The 19,630-nt window shown below is 39.5% G+C and carries 16 protein-coding genes and 1 pseudogene; 13 read left to right on the top strand and 4 right to left on the bottom strand.

Annotated features, from left to right (window positions below; genetic code table 11):
- Positions 1–1,040 precede the first annotated feature (1,040 nt).
- Positions 1,041–1,420: pseudogene (locus tag GJU39_RS16065) on the bottom strand (transposase); the annotation flags it as partial.
- Between the two features lie 397 nt (positions 1,421–1,817).
- Here GJU39_RS16065 and GJU39_RS16060 point away from each other — a divergent pair.
- Positions 1,818–2,549 carry a hypothetical protein gene (locus GJU39_RS16060; protein ID WP_154282005.1) on the top strand — a complete coding sequence of 244 codons (732 nt, stop codon included), beginning with the start codon at positions 1,818–1,820 and terminating at the stop codon, positions 2,547–2,549.
- 101 nt (positions 2,550–2,650) lie between these two features.
- Positions 2,651–5,044, top strand: coding sequence for a TonB-dependent receptor (locus tag GJU39_RS16055; RefSeq protein ID WP_154282004.1), 2,394 nt, complete (start codon positions 2,651–2,653; stop codon positions 5,042–5,044).
- A gap of 85 nt (positions 5,045–5,129) precedes the next feature.
- Here GJU39_RS16055 and GJU39_RS16050 read toward each other — a convergent pair whose 3' ends face one another.
- Entirely contained in the window at positions 5,130–5,546 is a 417-nt protein-coding gene (locus tag GJU39_RS16050) for an EamA family transporter (RefSeq protein WP_342448215.1), read from the bottom strand.
- Positions 5,547–5,724: 178 nt separating this feature from the next.
- Here GJU39_RS16050 and GJU39_RS16045 point away from each other — a divergent pair, with 178 nt between their 5' ends.
- The 9 genes from GJU39_RS16045 (at position 5,725) to GJU39_RS16005 (ending at position 17,018) form a co-directional block, all read left to right on the top strand.
- The gene (locus GJU39_RS16045) at positions 5,725–6,330 is read left to right on the top strand and encodes an HD domain-containing protein (protein WP_154282003.1); all 606 of its coding nucleotides are present in this window, start codon (positions 5,725–5,727) and stop codon (positions 6,328–6,330) included.
- A gap of 51 nt (positions 6,331–6,381) precedes the next feature.
- Positions 6,382–7,059: a response regulator transcription factor gene (locus tag GJU39_RS16040; protein ID WP_154282002.1), complete on the top strand. Its 678-nt coding sequence runs from the start codon at positions 6,382–6,384 to the stop codon at positions 7,057–7,059.
- Positions 7,056–8,312, top strand: coding sequence for a sensor histidine kinase (locus tag GJU39_RS16035; RefSeq protein WP_154282001.1), 1,257 nt, complete (start codon positions 7,056–7,058; stop codon positions 8,310–8,312). Before GJU39_RS16040 ends, GJU39_RS16035 begins: the two co-directional genes overlap by 4 nt.
- Before the next feature lie 59 nt (positions 8,313–8,371).
- Positions 8,372–8,779 (top strand): hypothetical protein, encoded by a 408-nt coding sequence (locus GJU39_RS16030; RefSeq protein WP_154282000.1) that lies wholly within the window; start codon positions 8,372–8,374, stop codon positions 8,777–8,779.
- 1 nt (position 8,780) lies between these two features.
- On the top strand, positions 8,781–9,575 hold the full coding sequence (locus tag GJU39_RS16025) for a phosphatase PAP2 family protein (protein ID WP_154281999.1): 795 nt from the start codon (positions 8,781–8,783) through the stop codon (positions 9,573–9,575).
- Between the two features lie 115 nt (positions 9,576–9,690).
- Positions 9,691–10,932, top strand: a complete 1,242-nt coding sequence (locus GJU39_RS16020) for a TolC family protein (protein ID WP_154281998.1) — start codon at positions 9,691–9,693, stop codon at positions 10,930–10,932.
- A complete protein-coding gene (locus GJU39_RS16015) occupies positions 10,932–11,861 on the top strand; it encodes an efflux RND transporter periplasmic adaptor subunit (RefSeq protein WP_154281997.1) in 930 nt (309 codons plus the stop codon). Before GJU39_RS16020 ends, GJU39_RS16015 begins: the two co-directional genes overlap by 1 nt.
- Before the next feature lie 2 nt (positions 11,862–11,863).
- Positions 11,864–14,884: an efflux RND transporter permease subunit gene (locus GJU39_RS16010; RefSeq protein WP_154281996.1), complete on the top strand. Its 3,021-nt coding sequence runs from the start codon at positions 11,864–11,866 to the stop codon at positions 14,882–14,884.
- A 1,165-nt stretch (positions 14,885–16,049) separates the two neighbouring features.
- Positions 16,050–17,018: an NAD(P)H-quinone oxidoreductase gene (locus GJU39_RS16005; RefSeq protein ID WP_154281995.1), complete on the top strand. Its 969-nt coding sequence runs from the start codon at positions 16,050–16,052 to the stop codon at positions 17,016–17,018.
- A gap of 259 nt (positions 17,019–17,277) precedes the next feature.
- On the opposite strand, the gene GJU39_RS16000 is transcribed toward GJU39_RS16005, so the two are convergent.
- The gene (locus GJU39_RS16000; protein WP_154281994.1) at positions 17,278–17,697 is read right to left on the bottom strand and encodes an acyl-CoA thioesterase; all 420 of its coding nucleotides are present in this window, start codon (positions 17,695–17,697) and stop codon (positions 17,278–17,280) included.
- Between the two features lie 88 nt (positions 17,698–17,785).
- On the bottom strand, positions 17,786–18,319 hold the full coding sequence (locus GJU39_RS15995) for an RNA polymerase sigma factor (protein ID WP_154281993.1): 534 nt from the start codon (positions 18,317–18,319) through the stop codon (positions 17,786–17,788).
- A gap of 204 nt (positions 18,320–18,523) precedes the next feature.
- Between GJU39_RS15995 and GJU39_RS15990 the strand changes: the two genes are divergently transcribed.
- Together GJU39_RS15990 and GJU39_RS15985 are read left to right on the top strand one after the other, a co-directional pair.
- On the top strand, positions 18,524–18,898 hold the full coding sequence (locus GJU39_RS15990; protein WP_154281992.1) for a winged helix-turn-helix transcriptional regulator: 375 nt from the start codon (positions 18,524–18,526) through the stop codon (positions 18,896–18,898).
- 321 nt (positions 18,899–19,219) lie between these two features.
- Positions 19,220–19,552 carry a hypothetical protein gene (locus GJU39_RS15985; protein WP_154281991.1) on the top strand — a complete coding sequence of 111 codons (333 nt, stop codon included), beginning with the start codon at positions 19,220–19,222 and terminating at the stop codon, positions 19,550–19,552.
- Positions 19,553–19,630 lie beyond the last annotated feature (78 nt).

Here is a 19,630-nt window from a genome sequence, read left to right as displayed (position 1 = left end):
CGTTTTCTCCTTCCATCATCTCCCAGGCCGGAGAGCAGGGTGGCAATAGCAGAGGGCAGAAGCATGGTGCTTAAAAAAGTGCCATCAATAAATCGTCCTTGCGAACTGAAGCGTGGGGTTGAGTGAGGGCGTGAAGCAATCTATCTTGTTGTGGCTTATCAATCATTTGGCCGCTGCGCTGGCTTGCCTCGGCTGGCCGCCGAAGGGCTCTAAACTTTTCCTTGATGAAAAGTTTAACAAAAATCAAGGCTTGGATCTGATGTCGGATAAAATCGTTAAAACTTTATTTCGGCAGCACAAGTTCCCGATGAAGGATCGGGACGGACGCGCTGCCTTGGGGAGTTGTGGGTTGAAAGTTTGTGGTTTAAGCTTTAACGTTTTCTCCTTCCATCATCTCCCAGGCCGGAGAGCAGGGTGGTAATAGCAAGGTTCGACTTTGGATTTATACGGTTCTTGATGTTAGTACAGGCTCTATTGCAATAGTATGAATGGTGGGTTAAAACGCTCGTCCTCCTGAACTTGTTTCAGGATCTATCTCTGCCGCTAGGCGGATCAGGGCTTTTGTGTAAAACTATGAGGGAAACTCCCCTCCTGATTTAGAAGGGGCGGGGGTGGTTATTTTACTTTAATTACTCTAATTTTTTTTCCTCCCTGTCATTCAGTTTGCAATGGAGAATTTCCGCTGTACTGGCTTGCCTCGGCTTGCCGCCGAAGGGCTATCTTCTTTATCCTTGATGATAAAGAAGCAAACAATCAAGGCTTGGATCTGATGTCGGATAAAATCGTTAAAGCTTTGTTTCGGCAGCACAAGTTCCCGATGAAGGATCGGGACGGACGCGCTGCCTTGGGTAGTGGTGGTTGAAAGTTTGTGGTTTAAGCTTTAACGTTTTCTCCTTCCATCATCTCCCAGGCCGGAGAGCAGGGTGGCAATAGCAGAGGGCAGAAGCATGGTGCTTAAAAAGGTGCCGTCAATAAATCGTCCTTGTGAACCGAAGCGGAGGTGGAGCGAGGGCGTGAAGCAATCTTTTTTGTAGTAGTAGTTAACAGTTGAGCACTTGCAGCTGACCCCTCCTAAAATAGCTTTTCAGCACATTTTCAAATATAATACTAAACTGATTAATAATTTTACCCCAATCTCTCACAAGGCATTTTCCTTTTTTCGGAATATTCATTACCGAAAAATAGACAGCCTTTAGAGCCGCCTGGTCATCGGGAAATAGATTCTTTGATTTAGTGAATTTCCTTATGCCACTGTTCAGACTTTCAATCACGTTTGTGGTATAAATGATTTTACGGATCTCCAGTGGGAAGTCAAAGTAGCTGGTTAGCTCGTCCCCGTTCTTCTCCCAGCTTAAGATAGCGTACTTGTATTGCGACTTTCTCATTTCGCAGTAAAAGCATCCAGGATGCTCTGACTGGACAAAGCATAAAGATTGGTGAAAAGCATCCCTGATTTGGCAAGAGAATCAAGCTCGGGTTATATTTTGCGTATTGCCAAAGCTGCCTATAAACCCTGCACTCAGGCTTTCTGCACCAATAAGTACCACGTTTATTCGGTTTTCAGCTTGATCAGGATTTACTCTATAAGTAGTATATCTATAACCTTTATTTGTGCTAATGCTTATTGTCACCAAGAATATTTCTGATGATAGTCTATATGAAAATAATTGTTTAGATTACCAATTCGTTTCATTCACAGACCCGGTAGGAGCTCCGGATCCGAAAAGTAAAGCTAGACTCCAATTCTGTAGTGGCCCAAAGACTCCGAAACTTTGAAAAAGTATGGTTTATTTTCACATTCTATTTAGCTTTACCCAATGAAATCAATCAAAATAGCCAGCTATCTCTTCTTTGGTGTACTTATGCTATTTCCAGTTTTGAGTCAGGCGAGTGCATACTGGATGGAAATTAAGGAAAACCGCCATTTAAATGCGCCGGTTAACATTGAGCTGGTATATGGGAATATTGATGAACTTGGCATTCGCCATAGGCAGACAGGTAAAGAACTACTCCTGGCAGGAGCATTTACTTTTCAATTATTTAGTCCTAAAGGAAGCATCACACAGCTGAAAATGGTACAGAAAAGCGACTGCTGGCAGATGAATTTTTTGCCAACAGAGAATGGCGAATACAGAATTGTAGGCATTAACTGTACCCATCCAGTTGTAGACAGGTCAGCAAGCGGCGGGGAAAATATCCTTCCAATAGATTATCTTTGCGGACAGTACCTCATCGGCACTGCGTCGCCTCAGGGAAAGCCTGTGCAGTTTTTGGACCTTCTCGTTCAGCAGCAAGGTAAAACAATTAACATAAAAGCATTCCGGGACAAAAAAAGGGAACAAGCCAAAACCAAGCTTAGGGTATTCAATCCGGAGAACTGGGAGAAAGAACTTATTCTGAACGAAAATGGGGAAGCTGTTTTTTCTGCTACAATGGAAGGCATGTACAATATCCGGATGGACTGGTCCGATCTAAAATCCGGAAATTTTAAGGGTGTTGCCTACACAAGCATCCGGCATAGGTGTAATTTCTGCCTCTTTATAGAGTAAGAACCAAATGTTGAATTTTTCTTTCAATATATTAATTTAGACTAGTTATAAATAATGTTTCTATATTTGCCGCCGGTTAGAAAGATACAGAACATTATTTGATGAAATATTTATACTTATTATTGACAGCCTGCCTGCTTGTGGCGGGGATTTCTACTTTTGCTCAGAAACCAGGGAAAATCTCCGGAAAGGTTACCCTGATAGATGGACAGCCATATGCCTCAGCCTCGGTTTCGCTCCTGGAAACCGGTAAATCTACCCTTACTGATGAGAATGGAAATTATGTTTTCGGCAACATTGCCCCTGGAAGATATACAGTGCGCTTTCAACTGCTCGGTAATCCCCAAAAAGATCTTCAGGTTAATGTGGTACAAGGCGAGACAGCCAAACAGGACTACAGGCTTGAGCGTGAAAATGTGCAGGCACTACAGGAGGTAACCGTAGCCGGTGCGACCAACAAATTTACACAGAAAGAAAGTGTTTATATCGCCAGACTACCTCTTAAAAACCTTGAAAATCCTCAGGTTTATAACTCGGTTCCAAAGGCATTGTTTCAGGAGCAGATGGCCGTAGATCTTGGTAGCATATCCAAGAATGTACCCGGGGCGGGTATCCCGATGCTTGCAAACCAGGGACGCGTAACCTTTCGTTCACGTGGTTTTGACACCGAGCCGAACGCAAGAAATGGTGTTGCAGGGGCTGCATTTTCATTTATCGATCCGGCAAACCTGGAAAGGATTGAAGCGATTAAAGGCCCTTCTGCTACGCTTTTTGGGAATAGCATCGCCAGCAGTTACGGCGGTCTTTATAACCGTGTAACCAAAAAACCATACAACGGTTTTGGTGGAGAAGTGGGCTATACAACCGGAAGCTGGAACTTCAACCGTCTTACTGTTGATGTCAACACACCGATCAATGAAGACCGTACGGCACTGTTTCGCCTAAATGGGGCTACTACCTGGGAGCATAGTTTTCAGGATTTGGGCTATACAAATAGCGTAAATGTTGCGCCAAGTTTCTCTTACCAGATTACCGACAGGTTGTCACTCTTACTTGATGTGGAATTTGGGCAGGCGAAGGGTACTTCGGTAGTGAGGCTGAACCCGTACGTAGCTGTTCCGGCAGGACAGACCAGCGTGGAACGTTCTATTGCTGATATTGGCTTTCCCTATAATAAAACATTCTTGAGTAATGATCTGACCTATAAGACACAAATGATGAATATCTTTGGACAGATCAACTACAAAATTTCTGATGAGTGGACTTCACAGACCATTCTATCCAGGGCCCGCTCTTCCATCAGTGGCGATATTACCGCCCTAAACGGGAGGACAGAAACGACCATCCGTCCGAACGTAATTGTAGGGTATACCCAGTTCATCGCAACAGATCTTCAGCAGAACTTTATCGGTGATTTTAAGATTGCCGGTCACCGCAACAGGATAGTTGTTGGTTTGGATTATTATAACAATTACAATGACTTCGACCGTGTGACGGTGAACCTTCCCGATGTTGATTTTATCAATACCCCTGCAAGTTACCGCGTGAGCCAGTTCAAAGTCGATTCTTTAACATCAAGAGGCACGCTTCGTAAGGAAACCAACAGGGACAATACCTATGCGGCCTATGTTTCTAACGTGTTTAACATAACCGACCAGCTAACAGCGATGGCAAGTTTGCGGTCAAACCGGTACCAGTACAAAGGTGTTTATAATATTTCAACCGGCCTGACTTCAGGCGGGCTGGGTGTGGGTGGCATTCAGGCTGGACCATATAATCAGACTAGCTTTTCTCCGAAATTTGGATTAGTCTATGAGGTCTTCAAAGACCACATGTCACTTTTTGGAAACTACATGAACGGATTTTTCAACAAGAGTGGCGTTGCCAGAGATGGTAGCGGCTTTAAGGCTGAACATGCAAACCAGTTGGAGTTTGGAATGAAAGCCGATATTTTTGAACATAAACTGGTAGGAACTGTCAGTTATTATGATATCAAGGTTAAAAATATTTTGCGGCCCGATCCAATTGATGTGAACTATAGTGTTCAGGACGGATCGCAGTTAAGCCGCGGTTTGGAGGTCGAACTGACAGCCAATCCAGTTGACGGTTTAAATATTGTAGCCGGCTATGCTTATAACAACAGCAAAGTTAGCGATGCAAGCGACCTCAGAAATAACGGTCTCCGTCCAGGTCAGTCCGGCCCGCCAAATACGGTTAACTTTTGGGTAAGTTACCGTTTTCCTCAAGGAAAATTAAAGGGATTGGGAGCAGGTTTTGGAGGCAATACGGGAGACAGATCTTACTATACCAATACATACAACACAAAATTCATTATCCCTTCATATCAGATTTTTGATACAAGTGTTTTTTATGACCATGCCAAGTTCAGGGTTGGTTTCAAGGTTGATAACCTGACCAGCGAAAAGGCCTGGTCTGTACGCTTAACTCCACAAGCTCCGGCAAGATTTACGGGAAACTTTATCTTAAAGTTCTAAGGCTTCCGGCCAATAGGAAAAGGGGGTTCAGCTATTTTGCAGGAGCCCTTTTTTTATTGGTGTTAACCTTTTGGCATCGCTTCTGCTAAAGTAAAATCACAACACTACCGCCAACTATCATTAACCCGCCAATGAGGGTTTTTGTCTCAATGGGTTCTTTTAGAATCAGGAATGCAAGCCCCATCGCTATTGCAACACTTAGCTTATCGATAGGCGCAACTTTCGAAACATTCCCTGTTTCTAAAGCTTTAAAATAAAAAATCCATGAAAGACCAGTAGCCACACCAGACAAGGCAAGAAAAATCAGATTGTTTTTGCTCAAAGTTTTCAACTCAGAAATTTCCCCGCTTGCCAGAACAATTCCCCAGGCAATGAATAAAATAACGACCGTTCGAATCGCTGTAGCAAGATTTCCACTCACCCCCTTTATTCCGGCTTTAGCAAGTATAGCGGTCGCTGCAGCAAAAAAAGCAGAAAGAATCGCATAGCATTTCCACATCATCCTGATTTGTAATTTGAGTAAAAATAGCGCTCAAATCTGTAGATAAACTGTATTGTCTCGAAAAGAAAATTTTAATGTATAATCACAACAAATTAGAATAAATGATATTTTAATAACTGGATACACACATGCTCCAGATTTTCTCCAGATTTGAATATTATTCTTGTGAAGATTTAATATGAATATGAATAGTGCAAATGAGATCCTGTTGACCAAGGTGGAAGGTTTTGTAAAGGAATGTCTTCAGAATAGACTTTCTCTTCAAATGTATTTTCACAATCTCGAACATACCTTACTGGTGGTGGAAGGTGTAAAGCTTATTGGAGGAGCAGAGAGCGTAAGCGAGGATGAGCTTTTAATACTGATACTTGCGGCTTTTCTTCATGATGTAGGATATACCGAGAAATATTGGGGACACGAAGAAGAGAGTGCCAGAATTGCATCAGAATTTTTGGAGAAAAATGGCTTAGAAACGGAAAAAATAGAACTTGTCAAAAAATGCATTGTCGCTACAAAATTTCCGCAACATCCTGATGGTAAGATAGAACAAGTAATTTGTGATGCGGATTTCTACCATTTTTCGCTTTCTAATTATCAGGATTATGCCTGCCGGCTAAAAGCGGAATGGGAAACAAATCTCAATCTTTTTTATACTGATCTTGAATGGGATGAACTAAATTTAAACATGTTATCGGCTCATATATATTTTACGGATTACGGGAGAAATATACTTCAGCAAAAAAAAGCGCTCAATTTAGAAAAGCTTAAAAGCCGGTTTGATTAGTTGGCTAATACTATTTATCCATTTTGAATATAAAATGTAAATTACGCAAGAATGAAAATACTGATTGTTGAGGATGAACATGCATTGTACGAAAGCATTTTTGCTTATTTCACCGGAGAGGGAAATATATGTGAACATGCCCCGGATTTTGATACGGCCAGTGAAAAAATTGAACTCTATAGTTACGATTGTATTCTTTTAGATCTTGGTTTACCCGGTGGCGAAGGGCTGGACCTCTTATCGAAGTTAAAGAAATCTAATAAAAAAGACGGAGTACTTATTATATCTGCAAGACATTCTCTGGACGACAGGCTTTCAGGACTTGATCTGGGGGCAGATGATTATTTAGTTAAACCCTTTCATCTTTCAGAATTGAAAGCAAGGGTGAGTGCAATTGTACGTAGGAAAAATTTCGATGGAGATAATGTCATCAAATTTAATGAGATTAAGGTGGATGTATCTGCAAGGAAAATTACTGTGAACGATAATTCATTTACGCTAACAAAAAAAGAGTTTGATCTGCTTGTTTATTTCCTGTCAAATAAAAATAAGGTGGTAACCAAAAATGCGATGGCAGAACATCTTTGGGGCGATGAAATGGATCTGTCGGATGACTTCGATTTTATTTATACCCACGTTAAAAATCTAAAAAAGAAACTAGCCGAGGCAGGTGCAAACGATTATATTAAATCTGTATATGGCATTGGGTATAAATTTACAGACGCATGAAGTTATCTACCCATTACAACAGGGTTAATATCCTGACCTCTTCGGTTACGCTGATTATAACTGGTGTAATCTATTATTTTTTTATTCACCTTATCCTAACCAATAAACTTGATAAGGATTTAGCGGTTGAGGAAAATGAAATCAGGCAGTATACACATACTTATCAAAAGCTGCCCCTGCCGGCAACCTATCTCGATCAGCAGGTTTCTTATCGCCAGTCGCCAGGGAACTCAAATGATATTCGTGAATTCAACAATACGACCTACTTAAATCAAAAAGAGAACGAGCAGGAACCAGGAAGAAGTCTGGTTACAACAGTCAACTTAAAAGGCCAAAATATTCAGGTTACCATTACAAAATCAAGGGTCGAATCAGAGGATCTGGTGCGGGTAATCCTGCTGATCACATTAGGGGTGACGCTCATTTTACTCGTCTCAATGTTTATAATTAACCGCTTTATACTGAGCAGACTTTGGATGCCTTTTTATAATACACTGAAAAGGATGAAATCTTTTGAAGTGACCAAAATGGAAGCTTTAAGTAGAGATACTACAAGAATAGATGAATTTATTGAGCTTAACCAATCGGTAAACGCCATGGCTGACCGCGTGAAGCAGGATTACCGGGAACTCAAGAGTTTTACAGATAATGCTTCACATGAGATGATGACGCCGCTGGCTGTGATTAATTCTAAACTTGATTCACTCTTACAATCCGAACCCTTCACCCAGCAACAGGGTACATTATTAGAAGATATCTATCAGGCAACTGGCAGACTTTCCCGTCTGCACCAATCCCTTTTGTTGCTAGCTAAAATCGAAAATAATTTAATTACAGATGCACAGGAGATTGATCTTAAAGATCTTGTGGAGTCCAAAGTAAGGCAATTCCAGGAACTTTTTGAAAAGGATATCTTAACTATTGAAGTTAGATTGAGCAATAAAACAGTAGTCATGAGTCGCTATCTTGCTGATATTGTATTAAATAATCTTTTCAGTAATGCGGTAAGACATAACCTGCACGGTGGAAGAATTGTGATAGAACTCTCCGAAACTGCCCTGGTTATTTCTAACACAGGAAAGAATTTTAATGAAAAAGAGAGGCTCTTCGATAGGTTCTCAAAATCTAACGAATCTGAAGGCCTGGGGCTTGGATTAGCCATTACCAAACAAGTATGTAACCTATATGGATATCAGATTACTTACCAGCAAATAAACGGACTGCACATTTTTTCCGTTTTTTTTAAATCCTGAATCCTAACTACAGAATTCCTCCATAATTGCCTTATAGTTTTGATAAAAAAATAAAAACTATGAAAAGGATTTTTGGAATTTTTTTATTTATGGGCGGTATGGTTACCGTTACATTCGCACAGAAAGTTGCAGCAGCAAAAGTACCAGCTTCAGTTAAAACTGCCTTTGCAAAAAATCATCCCGGTATTAAAGAAGACTGGGAAATGGAAAAGAAAAATTATGAGGCTGAGTTTACCCTAAATGGTAAAGAAACTTCAGAAGTTTATACTACCACAGGTTTTTTAATAGAAACTGAGGTTTCAATCAAATCGAGTGAATTTCCTGCAGCTGTACTAGCTAAGCTAAAAGGCATGAAGATTGCCGAGTCGGCTAAAATTACCAAGGCTGATGGCACGGTAAAATATGAGGCTGAAGTAAAGGGAAGAGATCTCTTGTTTGACGCAAATGGTAATCGTGTAAAACCTTAATATGGCTAAATACCTAAATTTAATGCTGCTGCTAATTGCATCAACATTATCTTCATTTGCCCAAAATCTTGATTCATTGAAAAATGATGTTGTTCCAGATTCTCTGGGTCGTTGGTATGCAGGCAATCTGGTTCCAAAAAAGAAGTTTCAGCCAGCAACATTTATTGCCCCAGTTGTGCTTATGGGTTATGGTGTTGCCGCAGTTTATGATAAAGGCGCATTAAGGCAGCTTGATTTAAGCACCAAAGCTGAATTACAGGAAGATCATCCTTTATTTGCAGCCCATGTTGATGATTATTTGCAGTTTGCGCCAGCTGCTGCGGTTTATGCACTAAACCTTTCAGGCATAAAAGGAAAACACAATCTTTTCGATGCAACCATGCTTTATGCAACTTCTGCCGCAGTTATGGGTGTTTCAACTCATTTTGTAAAGCAAGGTGTGGGCAGAGAAAGACCTAATGGCAATGGTGAAAATTCTTTTCCTTCGGGGCATACGGCATCAGCTTTTATGGCTGCAGAATTTTTGCATCAGGAATATAAGGATGTTAACCCATGGATTGGTTATGCCGGCTATTTCGTAGCCACCGCAACAGGAACCTTGAGAATGTATAACAACAAACATTGGTTCAGTGATGTGGTTGCAGGTGCTGGATTTGGAATCGCCTCAACCAAAATTGCTTATCTAATTTATCCATATATGAAACAAATTTTCAATAAGAAAAAAGATAGCAAGTTTACTTTTATGCCATTTTATCAACCAGGGGCATCGGGTTTGATGATTTCGGGTAGGTTGTAAAACGGTTATGTGCTAAGTATGAAACGCTGGTAAAGGTGTACTCACGCATTTAATTTACTTACAACTTACCGTAAAATGGTACAAACTTTATCTTTCCAGAATTAATTTTTTGCAAATGAAATTGAAATATTCTCTTCTTTTTGCGCTCTTAGGCTCTTTTATTTTTGTGAAAGCACAGGAGCGAACAAAAGATCTTGAATTTTATCTTAATCAAGCTAAGATATCGAGTCCTTTGCTTAAAGATTTAGAAAATCAAAGCAAGGCCGCAGGTATAGATAGCCTTATCGCCGAAGCAACATCAAAACCTCAGGTTACTGGCACATCAAGCGGGCTTTATGCACCAATTATAAAAGGTTATGGTTACGATGAAGTTTTAAGTAATGGCCAGTCTTTAGATGCATTATTAAATGTAAATTATGATTTGCTCAACAAAAAACGGATCAATAATCAGTTGCTAAGTATAAAACTGCAGAGCGACTCCATTGGTTATGCAGCAAAAATATCAGCTTTAGATTTAAACCGCTCTATTGCAGACCAATACATAACTGCTTTTGCCAGCCAGGAGCAAGTAAATTTTAACCGTGAAGTGTTGGTTTTATTTCGAAAAGAAGAAGAGTTATTAAAAACTTTAACAAGAAGCAATATTTACAAGCAATCAGAATACTTAACCTTTCTGGTAACTCTTAAACAGCAAGAACTTGCTTTGAACCAGGCAGAGCTGCAGTTTAAAAATGATCTTGCTACGCTAAACTATCTTTCAGGAATTACCGATATTGCTTCCGTTCAACTTAACGAACCAAAACTAAAATCTGAAAGGTTATTTATTGAAAAAAGTTTTTTCGGTCAGAAATTTGAATTAGATAGCCTAAGAAATGAAAATCAAAAAACCGCCATTTCCCTTAATTATAAGCCAAAATTAGGCCTGTATGCAAATGGCGGTTATAGCTCTTCATTGGTACTTCAGCCTTATAAAAACTTTGGTACAAGTGTGGGTTTTACTTTTTCAGTTCCGATTTATGATGGACATCAAAAAAAAATGCAGTATAATAAGCTAAGCCTTGCATCAGCAACCATAAACAATTATCGCAATTTTTTTAGCAGGCAACAGCAACAACAACTCAATCTAATCAGCCAGCAGATTACTCAAACAGATGTCCTTTTTGTAAAAATTAATGAACAGATACGATTTAGTAAAGGATTAATAGAGGTAGATGCAAAACTAATACATACCGGCGATTTACGCGTTGCTGATTTTATAATCGCTATAAATAATTACATGTCTGCCCAAAATTTGCTGAGGCAATCCACCATCAATCGATTAAAGCTTATTAATCAATACAACTATTGGAACCGGTAATGAAAAAATACTTAAAATTAATTTACGGCCTCATAGCTGTACCGATCATAATTTCTTCCTGCAGTAGTTCTGCGCCCGAAACCACTGAAGAAGACACTCCATCGCCGGTTACACCTGTTCAGGTAACACATGTAGCCGATCGTTCGCTATCAGAATTTGTTGAGTTTTCAGCCGTTTCTGCTTATTTAGAGAAAAGCTTCGTTAAGGCAAACATTAATGGATACATCGAAAAAATGAATGCACAGACCGGACAAAAAGTGAACAGCGGACAAAAGCTTTTTTCTCTGATAACCAAAGAAGCCAGATCAATTGGCAATACGGTAAACAAACTTGACCCCGGGTTTAAGTTTTCGGGAATTTCAACAATTCGGGCAGAAAAAGCGGGGGTTATTGTTCAGGTTAACCATCAAAAAGGGGATTACGTGCAGGACGGGGAGGCTTTGGCAACCATCAGCAACAGAAATAGTCTGGTTTTTCTTTTGGATTTGCCTTATGAGCTGAACCAAATCATCAGGCAAAATGGAAACTTAAGTGTATTATTACCTGATGGAACTGCTCTGGCTGGCGCCCTTTCCGGAACCATGCCTTCCGTTGATTCCCTAGCCCAAACACAGCGCTATATTATCAAAGTGCCCTCTGGAAAAGATATCCCGGAGGGATTAATTGGTAAGGTCAGGTTGAGCAAAATAAGTCATGCAAATGCCCGGGTCCTACCTAAATCTGCGGTCCTTGCCAACGAAACAGAAGATGAATTCTGGGTGATGAAGCTCATTAATGATTCTACCGCGGTAAAGGTTAATGTTAAGAAAGGTATTGAAAATGGCAATATAACAGAAGTATTGAGCCCGAAATTTCTGAAAACCGATAGGATTATCACTTCCGGAAATTATGGAATTGCAGATACCGCTAAAGTCAAAATTCAGAAATAGCAATGAAAAACTATTTTATCTCCCATAAGAATCCAATCCTGGCAGTGCTGGTGATTATTATTGTTGGCGGTGTGTATTCGTTCGGGCAGCTGAAAACCGGGCTTTTTCCTGAAATTACTTTTCCGAAAATTAAAATAATAGCCGATGCCGAGCTCCAGCCGATAGATAAAATGGTGATTACAGTTACCCGTCCTTTAGAAAATGCGGTTAAACAGGTGCCGGACCTACAGCTGGTTCGAAGTACAACCAGCAGAGGGACCTGCGAATTATCGGCATTTATGAATCCGGGTGCAGACATCAATTTATCCCAGCAGCAGATAGAATCGCAGATTGCTAAAATAAGTGCAAGCCTGCCTGCTGGGGTAAATGTATCGGTTGAAAAAATGAATCCATCGATTTTGCCCGTTAGCGGATATAGTTTAGAAAGCCATAACTATTCGCCCGCAGCGTTGAAAAAAATCGCTACTTATTCCGTAAAACCGTTTCTTTCTCAGGTTGCAGGTGTATCTGAAATTCGTGTAATCGGAGGGAAGAATAAGGAATTCTGGCTGGAAATGGATGTGCAAAAGATGCAAACACTTGGTATATCGCCAGACCAGATTAGCAATGCGCTTTCGCAAACCAACTTTATTAAATCTAACGGCTATTTAGCCGACCATAATTACCTGTATCTTTCTGTTACTGATGCTACAGTAAAAACCAAAGGCGACCTCGAAGATTTGGTATTGGCCAGAAAGGGAAACCGCAACATAAAAATTAGCGATATTGCCGAGGTAAGCATACAGCAAAGCGTTGAATACACCAGGATAAATGCTAACGGAAAAGATGGAATTCTAATTGCTGTTATCAAGCAACCCAATGCAAACCTGGTCGATCTTTCAAGCCAAATGGCAGCGAAAGTTAATCAACTAAAAAATATTCTTCCACCGGGCATTGCAATCAAGCCCTATTATGTGCAGGCAGATTTTGTTAACGAATCGGTAAAAAGTGTTCGCGATAGTTTGTGGATTGGTTTGGCTTTAGCCATTCTTGTGGCTATTATTTTTCTGCGTTCGCTTAAAGCTAGCGCAACCATCCTCATTACCATTCCGGTTACTTTGTGTTTAACAGTGATTGTGCTTTACTGTATCGGCTACTCTTTAAATATTATGACTTTGGGTGCGATAGCTGCAGCCATCGGACTCATTATTGATGATGCCATTGTGGTGGTTGAACAAATTCATCGTACCCATGAGGAACATCCCGATGAACCGACAATTCCTCTACTTGGCCGGGCTATTCGTTATCTTTTTCCGGCGATGCTTGGTTCATCCATCAGTACCATCGTAATTTTTGTACCCTTTGTGCTCATGACAGGTGTTGCTGGCTCCTATTTTCAGGTGATGACCAATACGATGATCATTACCCTCATTTGCTCATTTTTTGTAACCTGGATTGGATTGCCCGTTATTTACTTACTTTTAACCAAAAATTCACATGACAACGCATCAGGCAAGGCACCAGCTTTTCACGAGGTTAAATCTCAAAACTGGGTACGCTACTTTATCGTGCGCCCATACATCAGCTTTATTTTTATACTGATATTAATCGCCTCCATTGCAGTCGTTTTTCCGCGTTTAGAAACAGGGTTTTTACCCGAAATGGATGAAGGCAGTATCGTCCTGGATTATGCTTCTCCTCCGGGAACATCGCTGGAGGAAACCGACAGGATCTTAAGGGAAGTGGAAAAGGAAATCGTCAAAATTCCTGATGTTCAGGCTTATTCCAGAAGAACGGGTACTCAAATGGGCTTTTTTATTACGGAGCCAAATACAGGTGATTACCTCATTCAGCTAAAGCCCAATCGAACAAAAAGTACCGATGAGGTGATTTCGGATATCAGAACACATATCGAACATACTCAACCCGCACTCAAAGTTGATTTTGGTCAGGTAATTGGCGATATGCTGGGCGATTTAATGAGTTCGACGCAGCCAATCGAGATTAAAATTTTTGGAAATGACCAGCTAAAGCTACAGACATTATCTAAGCAGGTGGCCGAATTGGTTTCTAAAGTGGGTGGAACGGCCGATGTGTTTGATGGGATTGTACTGTCCGGGCCCACCATAAATGTTCAGCCAAATTTTACCATGTTGGCTCAATATGGTGTAACGCCTGCATCATTTCAGTTCCAGGTTCAAACTTCTATGCAGGGAAATGTTATCGGTGATTTGTATGATAAACAGCAACTTTCTTCAATTAGAATGGTTTATCCGGGCAGCAGGGAATTTAGCATTTCTGATATTTCGAGGATGAAGATTTTTTTGCCCGACGGCACTGCTATTCCAATTCAGAACCTTGCAAAAGTTGAGCTTAAATCGGGTAGTGCCGAAGTAGAACGAGAAAACCTGCAAACCATTGGAGCAATTACCGCCCGACTGGATAACAGGGATCTGGGGAGTGTAATGAAAGATATTCAGGCAGCAATTAAGACCAAAGTAAACCTCCCATCAGGCTACCATATTGAATACGGTGGCGCATACAAAGAACAACAGCAATCTTTTACTGAACTACTAACTATTCTCATTGCATCAAGTCTGCTTGTTTTTAGTGTGATATTATTTCTTTTTAAAGATTTCAAAATTGCCTTTTTAATCCTGTTGATTGCTGTCCTGGGTATATCAGGTAGTTATTTGGCCTTATTTATAACAGGAACTCCATTAAATGTTGGCAGTTATACCGGACTGATTATGATTGTTGGGATTATTAGTGAAAATGCAATTTTTACATTTTTGCAGTTCAGGGAATCCTTGCACGATAAGAATGTAGATGATGCGATTACTTTTGCGGTTTCTACGAGGTTAAGGCCTAAATTGATGACCGCACTGGGTGCGATTATTGCGTTAATGCCGTTGGCATTGGGCATTGGCGCAGGTGCACAACTTCATCAACCATTGGCAATTGCAGTAATCGGTGGGTTTATCATTGCATTGCCATTGCTACTCGTTGTACTGCCAAGTTTTATCCGTAAGTTTTATCTGTAAGTTTCTTTCAAAAATTCTTAAAAATTCAACTTAAAAAATAAAATTTTAACTATGGCTTTGTTTCGATCAACATGTAGATATACATCCGGAGCTTGTTAAGCTATTGTTTTGATAGTTAAAAGCGGGCAAACCAATTAGTTTGACTCCGTTTTACCGATTTTAATTATTTGTAAGCTCATTACTAAATAGGGTTTCATGAGAAAAATATTTTTGGCGGGGATGGGGTCAATTAACAGCGGTTATCCAATAGTAAGGGAAACCGGATTTTTTTGAAAGAAGATTTTAGGTTTGCAAATGACCAATTTAGGTCAGTATGAAGAAATAGATATGGCTATCAAAAATACAGGTATCAAACAAAGATAATAGAGGTCATGAAAATCCAAATGTTGCAATCACACCCTTAAGCCGGGTAAACGAGCTTAAAGAGACCTACGGTAAAAGTACCAGACTAGCGATATAATAAGCTGAGCGGAAGCCGATAAGTTATTTACCGGACTTCTGTCTGAAGAAAAATTGAGATGCCCATTACAGATAGTTCATGGGTGTTTTACTTCATCATGATAGCAGCGTCTCACATTTGTTATTAGTTAACCACTGAAGTATCTTTTTGTCATTTAATTGTATAATGCATGCTGCTATAAGAACCGGATTTGACTGTATTCCGTTTATTTAAAGGTTAGAATTAAATCAATGGGACGATTAAGATTCATCAAAAATGCATATAACTAATCGCATTTTATTTTTTTATGAGTAGAGATTCTGGATAGCATCTCTAAAAATGAAGCCCCGCATCTTTGCGGGGCTTTTTATGCATTTGTAATAATTGTCTTTAGTTTTAAATCCAATAGCCAGTCTTAATCGCAATATGTTTCATTAAATTGTCGGATTTTACGTCACTTGATTTTTTAGCTATATTTTTTATGGAGTCGTTCTTCATATCAATCAATTTATTTGCGGTTCATCATTAAAGCGCTGGCATTTTAAAGCATGTAAAATGTAAACCCGCCGCCATAAAATATTATAAGTTGTAAACTCAAATAACAATATCTCTATTTCAGGGTTAAACTTAATGTAATCGGTGTTGTGGTGATGATATAAATATGCAACCTGGTTCCAATTAAATGTTTGATACCACTTCATTGCCACTATAACTTATTAAAACCTCATGAAAGCAGTAAAAATTACTAAACCCGGAAATGCAGATGTGCTACAACTAGTTGACTACCCTGATCCTATCCCTGCAGATGGAGAAATTTTAATCGAAGTGATGGCCGCTGGTTTAAATCGTCCCGACATATTCCAGAGAGAAGGAAACTATCCGGCTCCGGCAGGAGCACCAGCGGATATACCTGGTTTGGAGGTAGCTGGAATTGTTAAATCTTGTGGATCAAATGCTAATAAATGGAAGATTGGCGATCGCGTTTGTGCTTTGCTGGCAGGTGGCGGCTACGCAGATTATGTTGCAGTAAAAGAAACGCAGTGTCTGCCAATCCCGGCTGGATTTGACTTTGCACAGGCAGCTACACTTCCTGAAACAGTGTTCACCGTTTGGTCAAACGTTTTTCAACGGGGTTTGCTTAAAGCGGGAGAAAATTTACTTATTCATGGCGGCAGTGGGGGAATCGGCATTACGGCGATTCAATTGGCCAGGGCTTTCGGAGCTAAGGTCTTCGTTACTGTAAGTTCTGATAAGAAAGGTAAAGCCTGCCTCGAACTTGGCGCTGATGTTTTTGTGAATTATAAAAATGAAGATTTTGCAAAAAAACTGGCTGAAGAAGGAATGGACGTAATTCTGGATAGCATTGGCGGTTCTTATCTTGATAAGAATGTAAGCATCCTTCGCAATGATGGCAGACTTGTGCATATCAATGCTATTGAAGGAAAAAATACCAATCTGGATATCTGGAAGCTGATGGTGAAAAGACTCACCATAACTGGAAGTACCTTGCGTGCGAGGGATACCGGATTTAAAGCCAAATTGACTTCAGATATTTTAGAAAATGTATGGCCAAAAATAGAAGCGGGAAAATTTAAGCCTGTTATATATAAAACCCTGCCATTTGATCAGGCAGCAGATGCGCATCGTTTGCTTGAATCTGGTGACCACATCGGTAAGATTGTGCTGGTTAAATAAGACTGAAAGCTTAAAGAATAAAAGCAACAGCGTGCCCAAAAAGGGCAGGAATAATTATGCATAAGTTAATCTTACTTTGATTAGCCGATTAATTAGATTAAACACTGGTTAGAGTAGTGATTACAGAATAGAATAACGTAACAAAAAACGGGCAAACTTCGTGATTGGAAGTTTCACCCGTTATAAAACCTATAAATAAATTTGGTAAGCTTGTTTATAATTATAGCAGCCAAGCTCACCGTAGATTCATTTTGTTGAGTTATTGCCCCTCGTAAACGGGTGTATCCTTCAAAAGTAATAACATACTTTCAGGTAAATAAGGTCTTCCTCCGGCAGCAGGAACAAATGTTCCGGTGAAGACACCTTTAGTCATTACTTTATTATTCATCAAAATAGATTGTTTAAAATGAACTTTCGGTAAACCTTTGGCATCTCCGCATAATTCGCATGTTACCGTAAACTGATCACCTCTCTTTAATGATCTTAAAAACTGGATGCTATAATTAGAGAGCACCATGTGAATCCCTTTTCTAGCCTCTTCTTCGAAATCAAAACCAAGAACTTCTTTAATGAATGCATGTCTGCAATATTCCATGTAAAACGGATAATATAATCCATCCATGATGTTTTGAACATCAATGTGCTCATCTTTTACTACGTAAGTTTTTGTGAATTCCATATTCTTAAATTATTCTGTGAAGTTGTAGTTTTTAATGTTATGCTTTTCTATAACGGAGGTGAGAGGCGGATAGTCTGTGGATGGAAAATTAAATCATCATGCTACTCAATGTATTTTTAGCAAGAAATAGAAAACGTTCCGAAAAAGAATGTGTCACATTCATCATCTTGCAAATCTCAAAATGAGTGTAGCCATCAATGGTATGTAAATTAAATATAATCCGCTGGATTACCGGAAGTTTTTGCAGTGCAGATAGCAGGTGGTGGTTAATTAAACTTTTATCAATTGCGTGATCATTACGTATTTTGTTGTTAACAATTGATTCTTTAAATGTCAGTTTTACTTCATCCTGATAATGATTTAGTATGCTGTTGATCATAATTTTTTGAAGGTTTGCAGGAAAATCCGCAATATGCCTTATTGAATCACGCTCAGCAAAAAGTTTGCAAAACCCATTATTCATGATCTTAACGCATTCCAGCCGATTGGTCGCGTATCGAATGCAGATACCCATCGCGAAGCTATAATACCGCTGGTATAGCTCCCGCTGAGCAGTTCTATCGCCTGCATGGCATCTGGTAAGTAATAAAGGCAAATCCTTTTCGGCGGATACTATCATCATAACAGTTTTGATTAATTGATTTGCTTGTATTTCTCTTCAATATTTTCATTGACAGCGCTATTAATAATATACTTATGACACTTATTTCTTTATTTTAACTCCCGTTAGAAAGCGAAAGTTATAACGTAGATTTGAGGCGAACAAGAAGGCACTTTTTTGTCATTGAATTACCTCCGGGTAACTAATGCTGATAATAAGTAGTTTATGATAGAAAATAATTCGAAAAATTTTAGTGATACGTGTCCCGTTCGCAGTTTGCTCGATAGAATTGGAGATAAATGGTCTATATTGGTTATTTCTCTGTTAGGTAAATTTGGAACGCAGCGATTTGGAGAATTGAATCAGAAAATAGAAACTGTTTCACAAAAGATGTTAACCATAACGCTTAAAAATCTGGAAGCAGATGGCTTGATCTCTCGGAAAATGTATGCCCAGATTCCTCCAAGAGTAGAATATACGCTTACCGATTTGGGAAGAAGTCTCTTGCCGGCAATAGCATCTTTAGTTGATTGGGCTACAGTTCATATCCCTGAAGTGATGGAATCACGCGAACGGTATAAAAATAAGGCTGTTGAATAAAAATCCGAATGAATAGAAACTCAAATTTGATATTTAATAATCAAGGCCCTTAATTTCTGGTCACTTTAGTACCCAAAAGTTCAATAGTTAGGTTATTGATGCAGAAAGCGCAGGTAGGCCAAGTTAGTATCTTTCAAAGTGAATTGCTACCATTCCGGGTTTCCGTAAATTCAGTTTCTGGCAGGGCTGTATCTTTAACCAGCGATATCAATACAGTGAAGAAGTACTTAAAATACACACTATTCAGTATTGTGTTGTTTAAAAAATTCTCCTAATTTATTGCTGAATTAACCCTTTGTCACATCTATTTAACCATCTCCCGTGAAAACGATTATCCTGATGGTGTTAAGTTTAACACTGTTTCATACCGCACCAGACAATATTAAAGTTAAAGAAACCGTTGCTACCTGTTATGGAAACAGCCCTTGTTCGGCTTGCTCCAATTGTAGCCATTGTAAACATTGTGGGGCAGGTGGTAGTTGTGGGGTTTGCAGCACGAAAAATGTAAAGAAAATTAATACCTTTTCTGGCAGCATCACCACAAAGATTAAAACTGCTCACTATGTTGGGCGATGCAAGGCCATAACAAAAAAAGGAAGCCAATGCAAGCGGAGTGGAGATGGTGAGGGTTATTGCTGGCAGCATGGTAAATAATTATGGTTTTAGTTATTTAATTAATTATCAGTTGAATAGTGTATTGTTGTGTGATTATCTTCACTTAATAAACTATTT

It is taken from the genome of Pedobacter petrophilus (assembly GCF_009674725.1).
GTDB classification, from domain to species: Bacteria; Bacteroidota; Bacteroidia; order Sphingobacteriales; family Sphingobacteriaceae; genus Pedobacter; species Pedobacter petrophilus.
Note: the sequence above shows the minus strand (reverse complement) of the source record. Positions and strands in the feature narration are given on the sequence as shown.

What these genes read in the sequence shown, in the direction of transcription:
- GJU39_RS16060 (WP_154282005.1), top strand. Translation starts at nt 1,818, where the DNA reads ATGAAATCAATCAAAATAGCCAGCTATCTCTTCTTTGGTGTACTTATG.
- GJU39_RS16055 (WP_154282004.1), top strand. Translation starts at nt 2,651, where the DNA reads ATGAAATATTTATACTTATTATTGACAGCCTGCCTGCTTGTGGCGGGG.
- GJU39_RS16050 (WP_342448215.1), bottom strand. Translation starts at nt 5,546, where the DNA reads ATGATGTGGAAATGCTATGCGATTCTTTCTGCTTTTTTTGCTGCAGCG.
- GJU39_RS16045 (WP_154282003.1), top strand. Translation starts at nt 5,725, where the DNA reads ATGAATATGAATAGTGCAAATGAGATCCTGTTGACCAAGGTGGAAGGT.
- GJU39_RS16040 (WP_154282002.1), top strand. Translation starts at nt 6,382, where the DNA reads ATGAAAATACTGATTGTTGAGGATGAACATGCATTGTACGAAAGCATT.
- GJU39_RS16035 (WP_154282001.1), top strand. Translation starts at nt 7,056, where the DNA reads ATGAAGTTATCTACCCATTACAACAGGGTTAATATCCTGACCTCTTCG.
- GJU39_RS16030 (WP_154282000.1), top strand. Translation starts at nt 8,372, where the DNA reads ATGAAAAGGATTTTTGGAATTTTTTTATTTATGGGCGGTATGGTTACC.
- GJU39_RS16025 (WP_154281999.1), top strand. Translation starts at nt 8,781, where the DNA reads ATGGCTAAATACCTAAATTTAATGCTGCTGCTAATTGCATCAACATTA.
- GJU39_RS16020 (WP_154281998.1), top strand. Translation starts at nt 9,691, where the DNA reads ATGAAATTGAAATATTCTCTTCTTTTTGCGCTCTTAGGCTCTTTTATT.
- GJU39_RS16015 (WP_154281997.1), top strand. Translation starts at nt 10,932, where the DNA reads ATGAAAAAATACTTAAAATTAATTTACGGCCTCATAGCTGTACCGATC.
- GJU39_RS16010 (WP_154281996.1), top strand. Translation starts at nt 11,864, where the DNA reads ATGAAAAACTATTTTATCTCCCATAAGAATCCAATCCTGGCAGTGCTG.
- GJU39_RS16005 (WP_154281995.1), top strand. Translation starts at nt 16,050, where the DNA reads ATGAAAGCAGTAAAAATTACTAAACCCGGAAATGCAGATGTGCTACAA.
- GJU39_RS16000 (WP_154281994.1), bottom strand. Translation starts at nt 17,697, where the DNA reads ATGGAATTCACAAAAACTTACGTAGTAAAAGATGAGCACATTGATGTT.
- GJU39_RS15995 (WP_154281993.1), bottom strand. Translation starts at nt 18,319, where the DNA reads ATGATGATAGTATCCGCCGAAAAGGATTTGCCTTTATTACTTACCAGA.
- GJU39_RS15990 (WP_154281992.1), top strand. Translation starts at nt 18,524, where the DNA reads ATGATAGAAAATAATTCGAAAAATTTTAGTGATACGTGTCCCGTTCGC.